16 protein-coding genes are annotated in these 17,247 nt (G+C 36.2%); 7 read left to right on the forward strand and 9 right to left on the reverse strand.

Annotated elements, in window-relative coordinates; translation table 11 throughout:
- Window positions 1-6 precede the first annotated feature (6 nt).
- From ACXAGJ_RS12735 to ACXAGJ_RS12750, 4 genes are all read right to left on the reverse strand, one after another.
- The gene (locus ACXAGJ_RS12735; protein WP_474840401.1) at window positions 7-1,197 is read right to left on the reverse strand and encodes a glycoside hydrolase family 130 protein; all 1,191 of its coding nucleotides are present in this window, start codon (window positions 1,195-1,197) and stop codon (window positions 7-9) included.
- Between the two features lie 11 nt (window positions 1,198-1,208).
- Window positions 1,209-2,603 carry an MFS transporter gene (locus tag ACXAGJ_RS12740; protein WP_474840403.1) on the reverse strand — a complete coding sequence of 465 codons (1,395 nt, stop codon included), beginning with the start codon at window positions 2,601-2,603 and terminating at the stop codon, window positions 1,209-1,211.
- A 12-nt stretch (window positions 2,604-2,615) separates the two neighbouring features.
- Entirely contained in the window at window positions 2,616-3,764 is a 1,149-nt protein-coding gene (locus tag ACXAGJ_RS12745) for a glycoside hydrolase family 26 protein (protein ID WP_474840405.1), read from the reverse strand.
- A gap of 143 nt (window positions 3,765-3,907) precedes the next feature.
- A complete protein-coding gene (locus tag ACXAGJ_RS12750) occupies window positions 3,908-5,101 on the reverse strand; it encodes an AGE family epimerase/isomerase (protein WP_474840407.1) in 1,194 nt (397 codons plus the stop codon).
- Window positions 5,102-5,206: 105 nt separating this feature from the next.
- On the opposite strand from ACXAGJ_RS12750, the gene ACXAGJ_RS12755 reads away from it, so the two are divergent.
- Entirely contained in the window at window positions 5,207-6,088 is an 882-nt protein-coding gene (locus tag ACXAGJ_RS12755; RefSeq protein WP_474840409.1) for a helix-turn-helix domain-containing protein, read from the forward strand.
- Window positions 6,089-6,099: 11 nt separating this feature from the next.
- On the opposite strand, the gene ACXAGJ_RS12760 is transcribed toward ACXAGJ_RS12755, so the two are convergent.
- Complete coding sequence (locus ACXAGJ_RS12760; protein WP_474840411.1) at window positions 6,100-7,407, reverse strand: alpha/beta fold hydrolase; 1,308 nt, start codon at window positions 7,405-7,407, stop codon at window positions 6,100-6,102.
- Window positions 7,408-7,575: 168 nt separating this feature from the next.
- On the opposite strand from ACXAGJ_RS12760, the gene ACXAGJ_RS12765 reads away from it, so the two are divergent.
- Window positions 7,576-8,334, forward strand: a complete 759-nt coding sequence (locus tag ACXAGJ_RS12765) for a LytR/AlgR family response regulator transcription factor (protein ID WP_474840413.1) — start codon at window positions 7,576-7,578, stop codon at window positions 8,332-8,334.
- A 5-nt stretch (window positions 8,335-8,339) separates the two neighbouring features.
- Here ACXAGJ_RS12765 and rsmG read toward each other — a convergent pair whose 3' ends face one another.
- On the reverse strand, window positions 8,340-8,969 hold the full coding sequence (gene rsmG / locus ACXAGJ_RS12770) for a 16S rRNA (guanine(527)-N(7))-methyltransferase RsmG (protein WP_474840415.1): 630 nt from the start codon (window positions 8,967-8,969) through the stop codon (window positions 8,340-8,342).
- A 168-nt stretch (window positions 8,970-9,137) separates the two neighbouring features.
- On the opposite strand from rsmG, the gene ACXAGJ_RS12775 reads away from it, so the two are divergent.
- From ACXAGJ_RS12775 to ACXAGJ_RS12785, 3 genes are all read left to right on the forward strand, one after another.
- Entirely contained in the window at window positions 9,138-10,238 is a 1,101-nt protein-coding gene (locus tag ACXAGJ_RS12775) for a fatty acid desaturase family protein (protein WP_474840417.1), read from the forward strand.
- Between the two features lie 41 nt (window positions 10,239-10,279).
- The gene (locus tag ACXAGJ_RS12780) at window positions 10,280-11,470 is read left to right on the forward strand and encodes a pyridoxal phosphate-dependent aminotransferase (RefSeq protein WP_474840823.1); all 1,191 of its coding nucleotides are present in this window, start codon (window positions 10,280-10,282) and stop codon (window positions 11,468-11,470) included.
- A 220-nt stretch (window positions 11,471-11,690) separates the two neighbouring features.
- A complete protein-coding gene (locus tag ACXAGJ_RS12785) occupies window positions 11,691-11,960 on the forward strand; it encodes a hypothetical protein (protein ID WP_474840419.1) in 270 nt (89 codons plus the stop codon).
- A gap of 31 nt (window positions 11,961-11,991) precedes the next feature.
- Here the strand turns inward: ACXAGJ_RS12785 and ACXAGJ_RS12790 are convergent, their stop codons facing one another.
- Both ACXAGJ_RS12790 and trkA read right to left on the reverse strand, forming a co-directional pair.
- A complete protein-coding gene (locus ACXAGJ_RS12790) occupies window positions 11,992-13,488 on the reverse strand; it encodes a potassium transporter TrkG (RefSeq protein ID WP_473285703.1) in 1,497 nt (498 codons plus the stop codon).
- 3 nt (window positions 13,489-13,491) lie between these two features.
- A complete protein-coding gene (gene trkA / locus ACXAGJ_RS12795) occupies window positions 13,492-14,841 on the reverse strand; it encodes a Trk system potassium transporter TrkA (RefSeq protein ID WP_073321529.1) in 1,350 nt (449 codons plus the stop codon).
- Window positions 14,842-15,039: 198 nt separating this feature from the next.
- Between trkA and ubiE the strand changes: the two genes are divergently transcribed.
- Together ubiE and porT are read left to right on the forward strand one after the other, a co-directional pair.
- On the forward strand, window positions 15,040-15,768 hold the full coding sequence (gene ubiE / locus ACXAGJ_RS12800; RefSeq protein ID WP_473285702.1) for a bifunctional demethylmenaquinone methyltransferase/2-methoxy-6-polyprenyl-1,4-benzoquinol methylase UbiE: 729 nt from the start codon (window positions 15,040-15,042) through the stop codon (window positions 15,766-15,768).
- Window position 15,769: 1 nt separating this feature from the next.
- Window positions 15,770-16,477 carry a type IX secretion/gliding motility protein PorT/SprT gene (gene porT / locus ACXAGJ_RS12805; RefSeq protein ID WP_474840422.1) on the forward strand — a complete coding sequence of 236 codons (708 nt, stop codon included), beginning with the start codon at window positions 15,770-15,772 and terminating at the stop codon, window positions 16,475-16,477.
- Window position 16,478: 1 nt separating this feature from the next.
- Here porT and ACXAGJ_RS12810 read toward each other — a convergent pair whose 3' ends face one another.
- A complete protein-coding gene (locus tag ACXAGJ_RS12810) occupies window positions 16,479-17,216 on the reverse strand; it encodes a TrmH family RNA methyltransferase (protein ID WP_474840424.1) in 738 nt (245 codons plus the stop codon).
- Between the last annotated feature and the right edge of the window lie 31 nt (window positions 17,217-17,247).

Here is a 17,247-nt window from a genome sequence, read left to right on the forward strand (position 1 = left end):
AAAGACTTACATTTCGAATTCTCTATTTTTTTTGATGAGCTTTAATATGCTATCCACTGATCCTGCACTGGTAAATGAATCGGCTGGTGTATTTTTACAATAATCCACCAATATATCTATGGTTGAAGTGGCAACATGCATACGCACATCTGAAGAAGCATAGTAGATATATACGGTGCCATCAGGGTCTTTTACCCAACCATTTGAGAACAATACATTTCCCACATCCCCTATGATTTCTTGATCATTGGGAGCCATAAAATATCCTCCTGGATAATAAATTACTTTGGTAATATCCTCCAAATCTGTCATAAACACGTACAACACATATCGAAGCCCTGCCGCCGTATTCCTTACTCCATGAGCCAAATGAAGCCATCCTTCATCAGTTTTTAGCGGAGCAGGACCAAGTCCATTTTTCAACTCATAAACCGTGTGGAATTTTTTATCAAAAATAACTTCCTCTTTTTCTATTATAGCCTGTTCCATAGAATGGGTATACCCTATTCCTATCCCTCCTCCTTTTCCAGTTTCAATAAAACCATCCTGGGGGCGTGTGTACAAACAATACTTTCCATTTACAAATTCTGGGTGTAACACCACATTTCTTTGTTGGTTCGAAGGAGTAACTAAATCCGGTAATCTTTCCCAATTCTTAAGATCCTTTGTACGAGAAATCCCTGCACTGGCTATTGCACTAGAAACATCACCTGCCGGAGCATTAGGATCCTTTCGTTCTGCACAAAAAACCCCATAAATCCAGCCATCTTCATGCGCGATCAAACGCATATCATACACATTGGTTTCTGGGTTATCGGTTTGAGGCATTACCACAGGCTCGTCCCAAAACTTGAAATTATCGATCCCATTAGGGCTTTCAGCAATAGCAAAAAAGGATTTCCTATCATATCCTTCTACACGAACGCAAAGCACATAATTGTCTCCCCATTTGATCGCTCCTGCATTAAATGTTGCATTTACTCCTATACGTTCTAAAAAAAACGGATTGGTTTCCGGATTTAAATCATAACGCCAATGCAAAGGCGCATGTTCTGCCGTGAGTATTGGATTCTGATACCTTGAAACAATAGCATTTCCAGATTCGATAATTGCATTTGGTTGTTGAATTAACTCTTTATGTTGTCGTAGTAAAGCTTCAAAACGTTTTGATACAGGTTTCTTCGGTTCGTTAATCATTACAATTGTTTTTAGTTGGTTGTATTTCTTCTTTCGGTGAGTTGTCTATTAATATCAAGAACTAACGCATCATCAAGCTTGTAGAAATATATAAATAGTGCAGAAAGCAATGCTCCGATCGCGGGAGCAAAACTTAACATCATTCGAATTCCTGTTTTTGCTTCTTCGCTTTGTACAGCATTTGCTTCAAATCCATAATAAGCCAACAACCAACCTGTTAAAGCACCTCCCAAAGTCCATCCTAGTTTTTGAGACATGGAGGATGAAGAGAATATAAGTCCGGTAGCACGTCTTCCTGTTTTCCATTCTGAGAAATCGGCAATATCCGCATACATCGACCATAGCAGAGGAAATATAATTCCTGCGCAAGTACTAATCAAAAACTGAAATACAAATATCAACTCCAGATCACCTTCTTCAAACCAAAAGAAAACACAACTTAATACTGATGCTAAGGCCATAGCAAACAAGAACGTAGCTTTTTTGCCTATTTTATCAGATATAGGTTTAGCCAAAATCACTCCTACAATATTCGCTGCCTGACCAAGTACCAGGTATAAGGTGCTATATGTTACATCTACTTTTAAAAGAGGTAATTGAAACGCCTCTTGTGTATCAAAGTAATATTTGAAATAATAGATTGCCGATCCGTCTCTTAAAGAATTAAAAATCAAAGAGCACACTCCCGCCCCCAGAAGAATAAACCAGGGTTTATTTTTTAGTAGATTCGAAAGGTCTACTTTTAAAGAGTGTCTCTGTTCTTTAGGTGGTGTAATCCGTTCTCTGGTAAGATAGAACGTAAAATAGAACAAAATCGCAGCAATCACCGCGTAAATCAGGACGGTATACTGCCATCCTCGTTGATCATTTATAACCCCGGTATCTGTTGTACTAAACACACTTACCAATGGTTCTGCAAAAGCCAGGACCAAAATACTTCCGGCAAAAGCAAAAACAAATCTATACGTAGATAAAGCTGTTCTGTCTTTAAGATTAGAGGTCATCACACCTAATAAAGAGGCATAAGGAACATTGACCGAAGTATAAACGATCATCATGAGGGTATAGGTAACATAGGCGTATATTAGTTTACCCGTTCCTGTAAAACCTGGTGTCGTAAAGGTAAGTGTACCGATTATTGCAAATGGAATCGCCATCCATAGCAAATAGGGCCTGAATTTCCCCCATTTGGTATTGGTTCTATCGGCGATGACCCCCATTATGGGATCATTTGCTCCATCGAATACTCTGGTAAGTAAAAACATAGTTCCTACTGCCGCTGCAGAAATTCCGAAAACATCGGTATAGAAAAATAACAGATACATCGAAAACAGTTTCCAAAACATCGACGATGCGAAGTCTCCTAATCCGTATCCAACTTTCTCTTTAAACTTTAATCGTTGCATATCTCATGACACTTATTTGATATTACTTATTTCTTCTAAAAACAACACATGAGGTAGTTTTCTATACGCTTTGAAATTTTCACTAGTTTTTTGTCCTTGAAAAGGGACATAAAAATGACTTTCTCGAGCATTTCTCCAAAATAATGCCCACGATATCCCCGTATTCGATATACTTTTATCCAGAATCTCTGTCCACCAGTTTTCAGAGCTATCTAATTTTTCATGCCCCGCTTCAGAAAGTGCATAAGGCATGTTTTTCTTTACCGCTACCACTTTTAAAACTTCGAGATTACGTTTTAAGATCTCCATATACTCAACATCGGTAGTATACTGATACACATCAACACCTAAGAGATCTACATAATCATCCCCCGGGTAGTACCTCAAAAACTCTTCTTCTTTTTCCAAAAGATTAGGAGAGTACATATATAAAATATTATGCACCTTCAATTCATTACTTAATAGAGCTACCGTTTCTCTCCATAATTGCTTATACTCTTCAGGGCTGCAACTTGAACTCCCCCACCAAAACCAATCTCCATTCATTTCGTGAAATGGACGAAACACCACAGGAATATCTCTTTGCCAAAAACCATCTAACTTCTTCAAAAACAAGGCTACTTTTGCTAAATACTCTTTGTAATTATCGTGTAACACCCCTCCTTTCAGGATTTGTTTTACGGTTGCGGTAGTATCCCAACTACTTTTACCAGACATAGGATTATTGGGATGCCAACTAATGGTTATAATGCCTTTATCTTTATGAGCTTTTCTAATCAAGTTCCTCATTACCTCAAAATCCACCGTATCCAGATTGTGTGGATTACCCAACTCTATATGGCCAATTTCAAAACCATATACCCCAGGAAAATCACCAGACACTTGCTGCGCATCACTTTGGTAAGTATCTCCATCGTTTTTCCAATTAATACCGTAAGCAGTTGCATCCTGATGACCAAAGGCGTACCCTTTTTTAGGAATTTCCTTTATCCGATTAAACAAATAATGTGTTTTAGCAGTTGCTTTGGTATCCACTAAATTATTTTTTTGTCGCATTGATCGGGATGAGCCACAAGACTGAAGCCACATTGCAAACATGATTACTGCTATAACATTTGCAACACGATTAACCTTTTTTATATCCCAACTATTTTTTTTCATCTTTTTAAACCAGGTTACATAATTACCTTTTAACCAAGAACATGGTAAAAATAGCGTTGATGAAAAAAGTTGTGTAATACTATTTTATCAATTCCTATACGAATCCTAGGAGCGCTCTACTAAATTGTGCTTCTCCCTGGTTTTTAACGCACATCATAAAGATGCAGTTGCATACACGCCCTACTATTATGATATGGGCATTTCCACATCCCTACTTTTTCATCCTTTGAATTATGATGCCCGTATGCATCTATACGCCAAAACCATTCTCCATATTTTTGATCGATCATCTTTGAAGTAATAAACTCCCAAATCCTTTTCGCGGTCTCGAGGTACCTTTGTTCTCCTGTAATTTGATACGCGTAATACAAACCAACCACGCCTTCGGCTTGCGGCCACCAATGCCTATCTTTATCTATATCTCCGGTAACATAGTTTTTCTCATTCATTACACCCCCTTCATCATCTATCGCCACCTGTATACATCGATCTGCTATGTTGATCGCAACACTTTTTACCTGATCGATTATTTTTTCATCTTGAATTGCTTCAGCAGCTTCTACCAGTAACCATGCTGCTTCTATATCATGTCCGTATGAATAGACGTTGCTTTTCAGGTTCCATTTCTCATCAAAAAACAGATTAAAATGCCCAATTTTATCCAAAAACACCTTCAAAAAAAGATGGATTAATTTCTCTATCGCCTCTTTGACTTGATTCTCCGGATAAATTTTAAAAAACACGGTATACGCTTCCAACAAATGAAGGTGCGTATTCATAGTTTTGGCGGTATTATCATCTTTCTCACTCAATCGCATATCTTGGATTTGATTCCATTGTTGATCAAAAGCCTCAATATAACCTCCATTTTGATGATCTAGCGCATGATTTTCTATTAAGTTAAAAATCTCTATAGCCCATGCTTTACTTTCTTCATTGTTGGAAAACAGATAATATTCTGAAAGAGCATATATCATAAAAGCTTGCGCATAGACTTGCTTCTTGGCATGCACAACTTCTCCCATGTAGTTTACCTCCCAAAAAACTCCTCCGTACTCCTTATCCTTAAAATAGGTTTTGAGATAATCAAAACTCCTCTCACATAGCAACTCATATCGGTTGTCTTTGTAAAAGTTAGAAGCTGCCGAAAAAGTCCATAAAATTCTTGAATTGAGTATGATCCCTTTATTACTTAACGGTTTCTTTTGATCCGGATATGCGATATGACCAATAAATCCTCCGTATTTGGTATCGAGGGTATGTTCTTCCCAATATTTCAAAATATGGGCAAGTTCCTTTTTTGTAGCTTCTTTTAATTCTTGCAAAGCAATCCTCATATTAGTATAGAATTAATAATTACTATCTTATAGACAGTTCAAAACTATTTTATATTATTTTTAGATTTTGACACTATTTAGTCAATTACTAATCCTATTCCGTAGATGAAGCTTTTGGAGCAAGATATTCATAGAGAAATCACCCCGCTTACGGCGAGTGATTGTTTTCTTGTATTTGATAGAATCAAAGATGACTTTGATTTTCCTGTTCACTTTCATCCTGAATTCGAACTTAATTTCATTCATAACGGAAAAGGAGTTCAAAGAATCATTGGAGATCATATGCAAGAAATCGAAGATTATGAATTAGTTCTTATCGGGCCCAATCTATTTCATGGGTGGACACTGCATAACTGCGAACAAAAGGAAATTCATGAGATCACACTTCAATTTCATGACAATCTTTTGCAGGATTCATTGCTGAACAGATCCCTAATGAAGCCCATAAAAAAACTATTTGAAGACTCTTTTTATGGGGTCCTCTTTTCGAGAGAAACAGCAATCGCTGCTTATTCTAAAATTAGGAACTTATCAAAATTAGAAGGCCTCGAATACTTCCTTTCTTTTATTTCTTTATTGCATTTTTTGGCTATTTCTGAAGGTCAAAAGAAATTGTCCTCTTATTCCCCTACCACAGAGAATTTTCACAATAGTGAAAAAATAAAAATCATCTATGAGTACGTCAAAGAAAATTTCAGAGAAAAACTTAAAGTTAAAGACGTAGCAGCACTAGTGAATATGACAGAAGTCTCCTTTAGCCGTTTCATAAAGAAAAGAACAGGCAAAACTTTTATAGACTATCTCAACGATGTTCGTATTGGCTTTGCCTCTCAATGGTTATTAGAAAATGATGAATCCATAGCAGAAATCGCTTACAAAGCTGGATTCAACAATGTATCCAACTTCAATCGCATATTTAAGTCCCGAAAAAACTGCACTCCCACAGAATACATCAAAAACTTTGAAGGTGTCAAAAAGGTTTTATAGCCTTGCACGAATCATTTCACCATTTCCCATGCCCAATCAATAATTTGCTGGCTGATTTTATCTTCCCATTTTCCAAGTTTAAAATTAAAACTTGAACTGTAATCCGGATGAATTGTAGACCAATGATCTAACTTTGGATATTTATAGAGTTGATGATCCTTATGATTTGATTTTTCTAAAAGAGCTATGATCATATCATTATCATTCTCGGTCATGATCCAATCATTGGTCCCCCATCGAATTCTAACCGGTACTTTTATTTTTTGCCATTCGGAAGCAAAATTAAAATCTTGTACCTGATGGTAATATTCAACAGGACGACCATACATATGGAAATGACCATGCTTGTGATATTTTTTGAACAATGGATTTTCCTCTAAAATATCATGATAACTTCTCTTTTCAATCAACATTTTATAGTAGATGGGAATATAAACTGTATTCATCAAGTCATATATCTCTTTTTGAGATTTGCCCTCGATCTCTAATATTCTACGTTCTATTTCCAGCATATGCTCGTACCAGGATTTGAAAAACGTTCCATCTGATATCACTCCCGCGGCATTAAATTGATTCGCAATATATGGAGCCAAAGCACTCCCCATACTATTTCCGTACACAATCACTTTATCTTGTTGGATATACGTTTTTGATTTGAGCAATTGCATCGCAGCTTCGTATCCGCTAATCTCGGTTTGGAAGTCCGTTTTCCCACAATCTCCCTCACTATCCCCTACTCCTGGTTTTTCTACTCTTACTAAAACCATACTCGATTTCTCGGCCAAATCTTTGATTAATCGTACCCAGTTGTTACTTCTACCCGAGTATTTTTCTATTGTAGAACAACTCAACCCCTGGATCAAAAAAATAGCAGGAAAAGGTCCTTTCCCTTTAGGCTTGGTAATAATCACCCGTTGACGTATTCCATAATCACTAGTCACACTCTCGTAAAAAGTATCTAAGACATCATGCTGTTCTTTTGGCAAAGGGTTTAACACTACCTCCTGACTTATTACATCGACTCCTCTTTTGGCCGCGATATAGGTTTTTTGATCAGCACGAATCCCGTAGGTTATAGCACTCCAATCTTCTGAATTAAGTACCGATCGATGATCTACATTTATAATCACATCTTCTACTTTAAAACCTGCGTTAAGCAATGGAGTCCCTTCATCGATCTCTTCAATCTTTGCTCCCGGTGTTTTGTTATCCGGCCATGAAATTTTAGCTTCAAACGAAGCTCTTCTTTTTAATGTTTGAGATAAACATTGTGTGGTGATACTAAAAAGAACCAATACTAATACCCCTATTTTTTTCATTTGTTAGTTTTTATATTTGTGATTCATTAAAAGGTTACTTGCTCAAATCCTGGATAAACGTATTCGCTTCCGGATAGAGCAATAGTAAAAAGATTGGGAGGTAGTAAGGGTTAATTTATATGAAGTATTTCGGTTTTTATATCAAATCATCTTTTCCCTACAGAATGTATGATGACAATAACTCTAGATAGAAAAAACAAAGTCATTATCCAGGTAATATTCTGGATTGCCTATTACCTATTGTTTAGTTTTATATGGGTGCAGAATGGAGATTACAAAGCTTCTTTCTTTTTGGAGTTTGTTTTACTGCCTATTCGCATTCTTACTGTATACTGTTGTATCCTCTTTTTAATCCCAAAATACTTACTGCAAAAAAAGTTTATAGCGTTTGTTATGTATTACATATTGCTACTATTATTTGCTAGTGTCGCTCAGCGGCTTTTTATGTTCTTTTTTATTGAAGACTTTGATCAATTTGTCTTTTCTAAGATATTTGATATTCCAGCAATGATTCGATCTTCTGTATTGATTAATACAACGATCATATTTGTTTCGTCGATTTATATTTTATTGCTCTATTTCAGAGAAAAGGAGAACAACGAACAAATACCTGGTAAAATGATAGAACTAAAGTCTAATAGACGTACTCATCGTATTGCTATTCATGACATCGTTTATATTGAAGGACTTGGAAACTATGTAAATTACCATCTACAAGACCATTCAAAAATTACGGTATATCAAAGTTTAAAAAAGTGCCTTGAGCAATTGGAAGATGATAAATTTGCTCGAATACAAAAGTCCTTTATTATCAACACCAATCATTTAAGATCTTATGACAACGATACGGTTGAGATGAATAACGGAGCTTCATTACCTGTAGGTGCCAAGTTTGACATCAAAGAACTATCCATACATCATTCTTGACCTATCTATAATTTATACTTCAAAGGTAAGTGTACCACTTTTTTGGTCTCAAAAAAAGATTCTTCAAAAATATCAGAAAGATTGTATTGGTTAGCTTTTGGAAAGCTAGCCAATTCTTCGGTAAGATCACCCCCCTTGAGATACAGAATCCCATTTTGTAATTCATGCTGGCTTTTTTTGGCAATATTTTTACGTACCCACTTTACAAAATCGGGCATATTGGTTACCGCTCTACTCACCACAAAATCAAAGCGATCATCAAAAGTACCTGCTCTTCTTTGCTCTGCTTTTACATTGGTAAGTCCCAACTCTTTTACCACTTCGTTGACCACTCGAATCTTTTTTGCAATAACATCTACCAAATAAAATTGGCTTTCAGGAAACATAATAGCCAAAGGAACCCCCGGGAATCCCCCACCTGTACCAACATCTAATATTGTAGTCCCTGACTGAAAGGTTTGAACCTTTGCAATTCCTAAAGAATGTAATACATGACGCTCATATAAGGCTTCAATGTCCTTGCGAGATATGACATTAATTTTTGAATTCCATTCTCTATATAGATCACCTAATTTTGAGAATTGATCTACTTGTTCTTCTGTTAAATCTGAAAAATATTTTTGTATAAGAGTCACACTTTTGTCTTTTTATTATTTTAAGAATAAACCGATCGTAATGAAAGCGCAAAAATACATGTTAAATCGTTACATTTTATTTCTTTTTAGGAAGTTAAAAAAATTTAAATACCTAAATTTACCCAATATTACTGTGACTAATTTCGTTTAGTCATAAACCTCAACAATATGACTAAACCGAATATACGTTTTAGTAGAGTAGATTCTTCTAAATTTTTCAGAACGCTGAATAAGCGGGTTAATCAGTATTTCAAAGAAAACGACATAAAGCGTACAGGAAACTGGAAACTACATTTGAAAACCATCATTATGTTTTCCATTTTTCTTACCCCTTATTTTTTGATCCTAACCCTTAATATTTCACAATGGTGGATGTTATTACTCACCGTAATTATGGGAGTTGGAATGGCAGGAGTTGGAATGAATGTGATGCATGATGGTAATCATGGATCTTATTCGTCAAAGAAATGGGTAAACAAGCTAATGGGAAGCAGCATGTATGTTCTTGCAGGAAACGTGTACAACTGGCAGGTACAACACAATGTTTTGCACCATACCTATACCAATATCCACGGGCATGATGAAGATATGGACGCGGGACGTGTAATTCGTTTTACCAAACATGCCAAATGGAGAAGGTTCCATAAGTTTCAGCACTACTACTCCATATTCTTGTATGGATTACTAACCTTTAACTGGGCTTTGACGACAGATTTCAAACAAACCAAAAGGTATTTGGCTAGAAAACTAGCATATGGTAAACTACCAAGTCCAGTAAAGCAGTGGAGTACGGTGGTGATCACAAAAGCAATTTATCTATTAATTTGGATTGTGCTTCCTATGATTATTATGTCGATTGCATGGTGGAAAATTCTGATTGGCTTTTTTGTCATGCACTATGTAGCCGGTCTAATTCTTAGTATCGTTTTTCAATTAGCACATATGGTAGAAGGCGCTGATATGCCAATGCCTGATCAAACGGGCACAATGAAAAACACTTGGGCTATTCATCAATTATTTACTACAGTTAACTTTTCTACCAAAAACAGATTGGTAAATTGGTTTACTGGAGGATTGAACCATCAGGTAGAACATCATATTTTTCCTCATATCAGCCATATTCATTACACCAAAATTTCTAAAATAGTAAAACAAACTGCTCAAGAGTTTAACCTACCATATAACGAGTACAAAACCACACGCAAGGCGATCATGGCACATTTCAAACATTTAAAAGAAATGGGTATGGAACCTGCAATTCAATCATAACTTTTATTTACCAATTAAAAATGAGTACACAAGTATCGGAAATGAGCGCACATTTGTCAGACAGAATCAATTCACTTAAAGCTTCTGCCACTTTAGCAATGGCTGCCAAAGCAAGAGAATTACGAGCTGAAGGGAAAGATATCATTGGTTTAAGTCTGGGAGAACCAGATTTCAATACTCCCGATTTTATTAAAGAAGCTGCTATACAAGCAGTAAACGACAATTACAATTCTTACACTCCTGTAGATGGATATGTAGAATTAAAAGACGCCATTATCACCAAATTTAAACGTGATAACAATCTTGAGTACGATAGGTCTCAAATCGTAGTTTCTACCGGAGCAAAGCAAGCACTGTATAATGTAGCACAAGTTTATATCAACCCAGGAGATGAGGTGATTTTACCTTGTCCTTATTGGGTAAGCTATAGCGATATCATAAAATTAGCTGGAGGAGTACCTGTAGAAGTGAAGACTTCTATTACTACAGATTTTAAAATGACTGCAGAACAGCTGGAAGCAGCCATTACACCAAAAACAAAAATGCTTTGGTACAGCTCTCCTTGTAACCCTAGTGGTTCTATATACAGCAAGGAAGAACTAAGAGCATTGGCAGATGTTTTACAAAAATATCCTGAGATTGTAGTAGTAAGTGATGAAATTTACGAGCATATCAATTATAAAGAAGAACACGCTTCTATGGCACAATTTGCAGACATGTACGATCGTACTGTTACTGTAAATGGTGTTGCCAAGGCTTTTGCCATGACCGGATGGAGAATAGGTTATATAGGAGCCCCTACTTCTATTGCACGTGCTTGTAATAAAATGCAAGGTCAGGTTACCAGTGGAGCAAACTGTATCGCGCAACGTGCAGTGATCACCGCCTTAGAAGCACCAGTAAGTAAAATCCAATATATGGTGGATGAGTTTAAAGAGCGTAGAAAACTCATCTTAGATTTACTTGCCGAAATACCAGGTTTTGAGTGTAACGAACCGGAAGGAGCATTTTATGTTTTCCCAGATATCTCTCATTACTTTGGTAAAACAATTAAAGGATATACCATACAAAACGCATCTGATTTTTCTATGTTTATTTTAGAAAAAGCCAACGTAGCGACAGTTACAGGAGATGCCTTTGGAAATGCCAATTGCATTAGAATATCTTATGCTGCCAGTACAGAACAAATTATAGAAGCGATTAAAAGAATAAAAGAAGCTCTTTTAGACTAGTTTTATTGCTTTTCACAACCTAAAAAAACCGATTGTAGACTCAAATACAATCGGTTTTGTTGCTTATTATCAAAACCTTAGGAAATATTAACCTTATTTTATCATTTTTATCACATTCTCCAGATAATAAATATAAAATATAGGAGTTATACTTTTCAGCTTTATAAAAAACTCTGTCTTATAAAGTTATTTTCGGAGATACCAACTTAAACTTAAAACCATGTCCCCCACTGAAAAAGAACGCATTGTTCAGAAAAACGTATTGCAAATTTTCAAAGAAAACTTTAATGTTTCTAAAAGTGATGATGAGATTTTAGACATCAAACCAGATCAGGAATTAGAAGGTAATGACACCTGCTATTACGAGGCTATTATAGACATTTTTTTGATAGAGCCTGAGCATTTGGATAGCATTAAGGGAAAAGTAAAAGACACCATCAAAATGGTAGCCAAGCTATGGACTATCAATCTGCATTACGCATTACCTTAGCCTTAAAAGCTAACAAAATTTGATTTGATTATTATCTATTTCTCCAGAAGAAAGGGGTAAGTAGAATTAATACCGTAAAAAGCTCTAGTCTTCCGATCAGCATCAGGAAGCAGCACCACCATTTTCCAAAATCAGGAAGCACATCAAAGTTGTTTACCGGGCTTAGTTTCCCAAAAGCTGGTCCGACATTTCCTAATGAGGAAGCTGCTCCTCCCACTGCAGTTTCAAAATCCAAACCTAATGCTCCAAGCACCACAGATCCAATAATAAAAGCTAGCATGTATAGAATAAAAAACGCAAGAATATTAAACGTAATTTCTTTGGATACCGCCTTGGTGTTATAACGCACCGGTAATACTGCTCTTGGGTGTAACGTTCTTTTAAACTCCAGAATACCATTACGTATCGTAATCAAATGGCGCACTACTTTCATCCCTCCAGAGGTAGAACCTGCAGAACCTCCCAAAAACATAATCCCGAAGAAAAACACCGTTAAAAACGGAGTCCACATCGTAAAATCCGCACTCACAAACCCTGTAGTGGTTACCACGGCTAACACCTGAAATAAAGCATGGCGAAATGCACTTTCTACTTCACCAAAAACCATGGGATGGTCTATAGAAGAAATGGAAGGATCTGCTTTATAGATTATGATAAAAGTCGCAATTACTGTAAAAGCAATAATAAATAAGGAATATAGCTTGAACTCTTCATCCTTTATAATCTTTTGCACTTTTCCTTTAAACCCAAAATAACTCAATACAAAGTTCATTCCTGCCAGGAACATAAACAAAATAATAATGTACTGTATTAAAGGTTGATCGTTCCAATAGGCAACACTGGCATTTTTGGTAGAAAAACCACCTGTAGACAAGGTACTCATCGCATGATTGATCGCATCAAAAAAACTCATCCCTGCGAGTTGCAAAAAAATAGTTTCTGCCGCAGTATACCCAAAATAAATTAGCCATAGTCGTTTGGCCGTATCGGTAATCCTAGGGTGCAATTTATCTGCACTAGGACCAGGAGCCTCTGCTGCAAACAACTGCATCCCTCCAATTCCTAAAAGTGGAAGTATAGCCACTGCCAAAACAATGATCCCCATACCACCAATCCAATGGGTTAAGCTACGCCAGAACAATACTCCTTTGGGAACGATCTCGATATCATTAAGTATAGAAGCACCTGTGGTAGTATACCCAGACATGGTTTCAAAAAAGGCATTGGTAAATGTAGGTATAGCTCCTGAAAAAAGATAAGGTAAAGTACCACTCAAGGACATAAATATCCAACCAAACGTTACTACGATATACCCTTCTCGCTTGTTAATTTCCTTTTGATGCTCTCTCGTTAAAAACATCATAGCGATACCAACAAACATGGTCGCCAAAGCCGCCATCATGATTTCTAAGGTAACCCCATCTTTGTACACAAAACTGATCATGGTAGCCAGTAGCATAAAACTACCATTACAAAGTAACAGAAGTCCCATGATGTGAGAGATGATTTTATAGTTTAACCTTGCCATATTCTAGAGAAAGAGCTTTTCTATTTTTTTAATAGATTTTGGCAAACAGCACACCACTACCCTATCTCCTGCCTGAATGTAGAAATTCCCGAGAGGTATCATACCTTCTCCATTTCTGATCACTCCCGCTATAATTGCAGAACGCGGAAAGTCCAAATCACGAATTAGATTATCACTTACTTCGGAAGTTGGCTTAACAATAAATTCTAAAAGCTCGGCATTCATGTTGTTGAGCTTTGTCATCGCCACAACCTCCCCTTTTCGGATAAATCTAAAAATATTATTTGCTGCTAATAATTTCTTATTGATTAAGGTATCGATACCTATAGAGTGAGACAACTGAAAATAATCCATGTTTTCTACCAAAGCGATGGTTTTGCGCACTCCTTTGGATTTTGCCACCAGACAAGACATGATATTAGTTTCAGAATTACCAGTTACTGCGATAAATGCATCCATATCTCCGATCCCTTCTTCCTGCAACAACTCCACATTACGACCATCTCCATTGATGATTAACGCATTAGGAAGATCATCTGCCAGATCAAATGACTTTTCTTTGTCTTTCTCTATCAGTTTTACTCTAAACTTATGATCACATAGATCACATGAGGTTTTATGACCGATTTTACTTCCACCAAGAATCATTACATTCTTGATAAGCTCTTTTACTTTTCCTGTTAGTTTGTATAACTCATCTACTCCTCCTTTTGAGGTCACAAAATATACCTGGTCTCCTTCTTTAAACGAGGTATCACCTCTTGGAATCAATGTATACTGCGTTCCAGAACGCTGAATCGCAATAGGCATAAAGTGTAGCTCTGGAAATATTTCGGCGGCTTCACGAACTGTTTTACCCACAAACAACGCTTCCTTGGATAGGGTGGTTCCCACCATAGTTAGCGCCCCATCTTCAAACTCATAACTATCATGAAAAGCAGATTGATTCAAAAGAAGTTCAATCTCACTCGCAGCCAACGCCTCTGGAGAAATCAATTCATCAATACCAAATTTGGTAAAACCTACTTCTTCTTTATTCTCAATAAATTCTGTGTTAGAAATTCTAGCGATGGTACGTTTTGCTCCCAATTGTTTGGCCAATACACAAACCGTAATATTAGTCGTTTCACTTGAGGTAACACTAATTACCATATCCATATTTTCGACTCTGGCATCTTTTAAAATACTGATCGAAGTTGCATCGCCTTTTATTACTCGAATATCCAAATGAGTATCCGCATAATTCAGGCATTCTTTGTCAGTATCTATGAGTGTAATATCTTGAGACTCAAATGATAGTAATTTCGCCAAATGAAATCCCACTTCACCAGCTCCGGCAATAATGATTTTCATCGGTTTTGTGTATTGTTTTCCATCTCTAGGTAAAATATAGCTAAGCAACTATTTGAACGTAAAAAAATCCCTTAGCCTATAAAAGCGTACAAAGATAATGCAAATTGAACAACTGATAAAATTTGATTATCCTAACTTAATACAAAACTCTTCAAACTATATCCTTCAAAACTGTATATTTGCCTAAATTTTTTTTGAATGTCGGAGAAAATAACACCATATAAAGACAAAGACAGATCTAAGAAAGAGCAGGTTACCGAAATGTTTGATACGATCTCGGGAAATTATGATGGTCTTAACCGTGTTATTTCGTTGGGTATTGACGTGAAGTGGCGAAAAAAAGTCGTAAAACAGGTAAGCAAAGTACAGCCAAAATCTATTCTTGATGTTGCTACTGGTACAGGAGATCTTGCTATCAATTTATCGCAGACCGGTGCTACAAAAATTGTAGGACTGGATATTTCTACAGGAATGTTGGAAATAGGCAAAAAGAAAATTAAAGCCAAAAATCTGGATACTACCATCGAAATGGTAACCGGAGATAGTGAAAATCTTCAATTTGAAGACAATCATTTTGATGCCGCTACTGTGGCTTTTGGAGTTAGAAATTTTGAAAATTTAGAAAAAGGACTTTCTGAAATCTACCGAGTACTCAAACCTGGTGGAATTTTCGTAGTTCTAGAAACTTCAATCCCCACAAAAACTCCTTTTAAACAAGGCTATAAGTTATATACAAAAGGGATTCTTCCGATTATTGGAAAGATCTTTTCTAAAGACAAATCGGCTTATTCTTATTTAAGTGAAAGTGCTGCTGCTTTTCCATATGGAGAAGCGTTCAACAATATTTTGAAGAAAATTGGGTTTATACATGTTGAAGATCATCCCCAAACGTTTGGAGTAGCCACAATATATACAGCCACAAAATAATATGAAAAGACTTTTTATCGTAATCGCTGTTTTAATTTGCTCTCAAAATGTGAGCGCACAATTATTTTCTAAAGAAAAAGTTCAGAATCTTCAGAACTTTGATAAACCGAGATTTAGCTGGGGTTATATTCTTGGGTTAAATAGTTATGATTTTAATTTTGATTACACTTCAGAATTTGAGGATGCAGATATCGAAGTGGATAAGACAGTTGGTTTCAGCGTTGGATTATTGGGAAATATGAGAATCAATGACTATTTGGATTTGCGATTAGAACCTATGGTTACTTTTACCAGCAGGAATCTCACGTTTTCTAATCCGTTATTTACTTCTCAATTTGAATCTTTCAGAGAGGTAAAATCAACGTATGTACATATACCATTATTACTAAAAGTATCTACCAAACGATTGAATAATTTCAAGCCTTTTATCGTTGGTGGAATATCCACTTCTATCAACTTATCTAGTAACGAGGATAACCCTGACGACAATAGTTCGGGAGAATTTAGAATGAAGACAAACACCAATTATTTTGAACTTGGTTTTGGTATTGATTTTTATCTGTATTATTTCAAATTTACCCCTTCTATACGTGGAATATTTGCCATGTCTGACGAATTGGTTCAGGATAACGATCCGGATAGCCCTTGGACATCAACCATCGATAAAATGTCTACAAGAGGAATTTTTATCAATTTCACCTTCCAGTAAGTCAACTTATTTTTCGCTTAAATTCGCTTAGAATAATAGCGGTAGCAGTAGCTACATTGAGGCTTTCTGTTTTTTGCCCCAAACCAAATTGAGGTATGGTGATGCGTTTGTCTACAATCTCTTCGATTGGTGTAGAAATACCATTCGCTTCATTCCCCATAACTATAACCCCTTTTTTAGGAAGGGATGCTTTGTATATGTTATCTCCTTCCATAAAAGTCCCATATACTGGAATAGTTGGTTTTTGTTGAAGAAGAAATGCCTCTATATCTTGATAAACGATGTTCACTCTAGTAATAGAACCCATTGTTGCCTGCACAACTTTGGGATTATAGCAATCTACAGTTTGACTAGAGCATACCAACTCTTTAACACCGAACCAATCGCACAATCTAATAATCGTGCCTAAATTACCAGGATCTCTTACATCATCCAATACCAGCACAATACCTTCTAAATCTATTTGACGAACTTCTGGAATCAAGAAAACAGCCAAAGCTACCTGCGGAGTAGTCAAAAAACTAATTTGTTTTAATTCTTCGTGACTTACCAAATACTTTTTTTGATCATTCACTTCAAAAATTTCATCCTCTGTGGTAAAGAGTGCATGCAACTCTAACTTGGCTTGCAATAGTTCCTGAATGACCTTTTTCCCTTCAGCAACAAACAAACCGTGTTGTTTTCGGTATTTTTTTTGATATAAACTTTTTATTAGTTTCTTTTGGTTTTTGCTAACCATACAAATAGTGTATTTTTGAATCAATAATGTA

The organism is Aquimarina sp. AWH4_224 (assembly GCF_056160245.1).

Coding starts and splice junctions, on each gene's coding strand:
- ACXAGJ_RS12775 (WP_474840417.1), top strand. CDS start 9,138: ATGACTAAACCGAATATACGTTTTAGTAGAGTAGATTCTTCTAAATTT.
- ACXAGJ_RS12765 (WP_474840413.1), top strand. CDS start 7,576: ATGATGACAATAACTCTAGATAGAAAAAACAAAGTCATTATCCAGGTA.
- ACXAGJ_RS12760 (WP_474840411.1), bottom strand. CDS start 7,407: ATGAAAAAAATAGGGGTATTAGTATTGGTTCTTTTTAGTATCACCACA.
- ACXAGJ_RS12735 (WP_474840401.1), bottom strand. CDS start 1,197: ATGATTAACGAACCGAAGAAACCTGTATCAAAACGTTTTGAAGCTTTA.
- ACXAGJ_RS12750 (WP_474840407.1), bottom strand. CDS start 5,101: ATGAGGATTGCTTTGCAAGAATTAAAAGAAGCTACAAAAAAGGAACTT.
- ACXAGJ_RS12780 (WP_474840823.1), top strand. CDS start 10,280: ATGAGCGCACATTTGTCAGACAGAATCAATTCACTTAAAGCTTCTGCC.
- ACXAGJ_RS12785 (WP_474840419.1), top strand. CDS start 11,691: ATGTCCCCCACTGAAAAAGAACGCATTGTTCAGAAAAACGTATTGCAA.
- ACXAGJ_RS12755 (WP_474840409.1), top strand. CDS start 5,207: ATGAAGCTTTTGGAGCAAGATATTCATAGAGAAATCACCCCGCTTACG.
- porT (WP_474840422.1), top strand. CDS start 15,770: ATGAAAAGACTTTTTATCGTAATCGCTGTTTTAATTTGCTCTCAAAAT.
- ACXAGJ_RS12790 (WP_473285703.1), bottom strand. CDS start 13,488: ATGGCAAGGTTAAACTATAAAATCATCTCTCACATCATGGGACTTCTG.
- trkA (WP_073321529.1), bottom strand. CDS start 14,841: ATGAAAATCATTATTGCCGGAGCTGGTGAAGTGGGATTTCATTTGGCG.
- ubiE (WP_473285702.1), top strand. CDS start 15,040: ATGTCGGAGAAAATAACACCATATAAAGACAAAGACAGATCTAAGAAA.
- ACXAGJ_RS12740 (WP_474840403.1), bottom strand. CDS start 2,603: ATGCAACGATTAAAGTTTAAAGAGAAAGTTGGATACGGATTAGGAGAC.
- ACXAGJ_RS12810 (WP_474840424.1), bottom strand. CDS start 17,216: ATGGTTAGCAAAAACCAAAAGAAACTAATAAAAAGTTTATATCAAAAA.
- ACXAGJ_RS12745 (WP_474840405.1), bottom strand. CDS start 3,764: ATGAAAAAAAATAGTTGGGATATAAAAAAGGTTAATCGTGTTGCAAAT.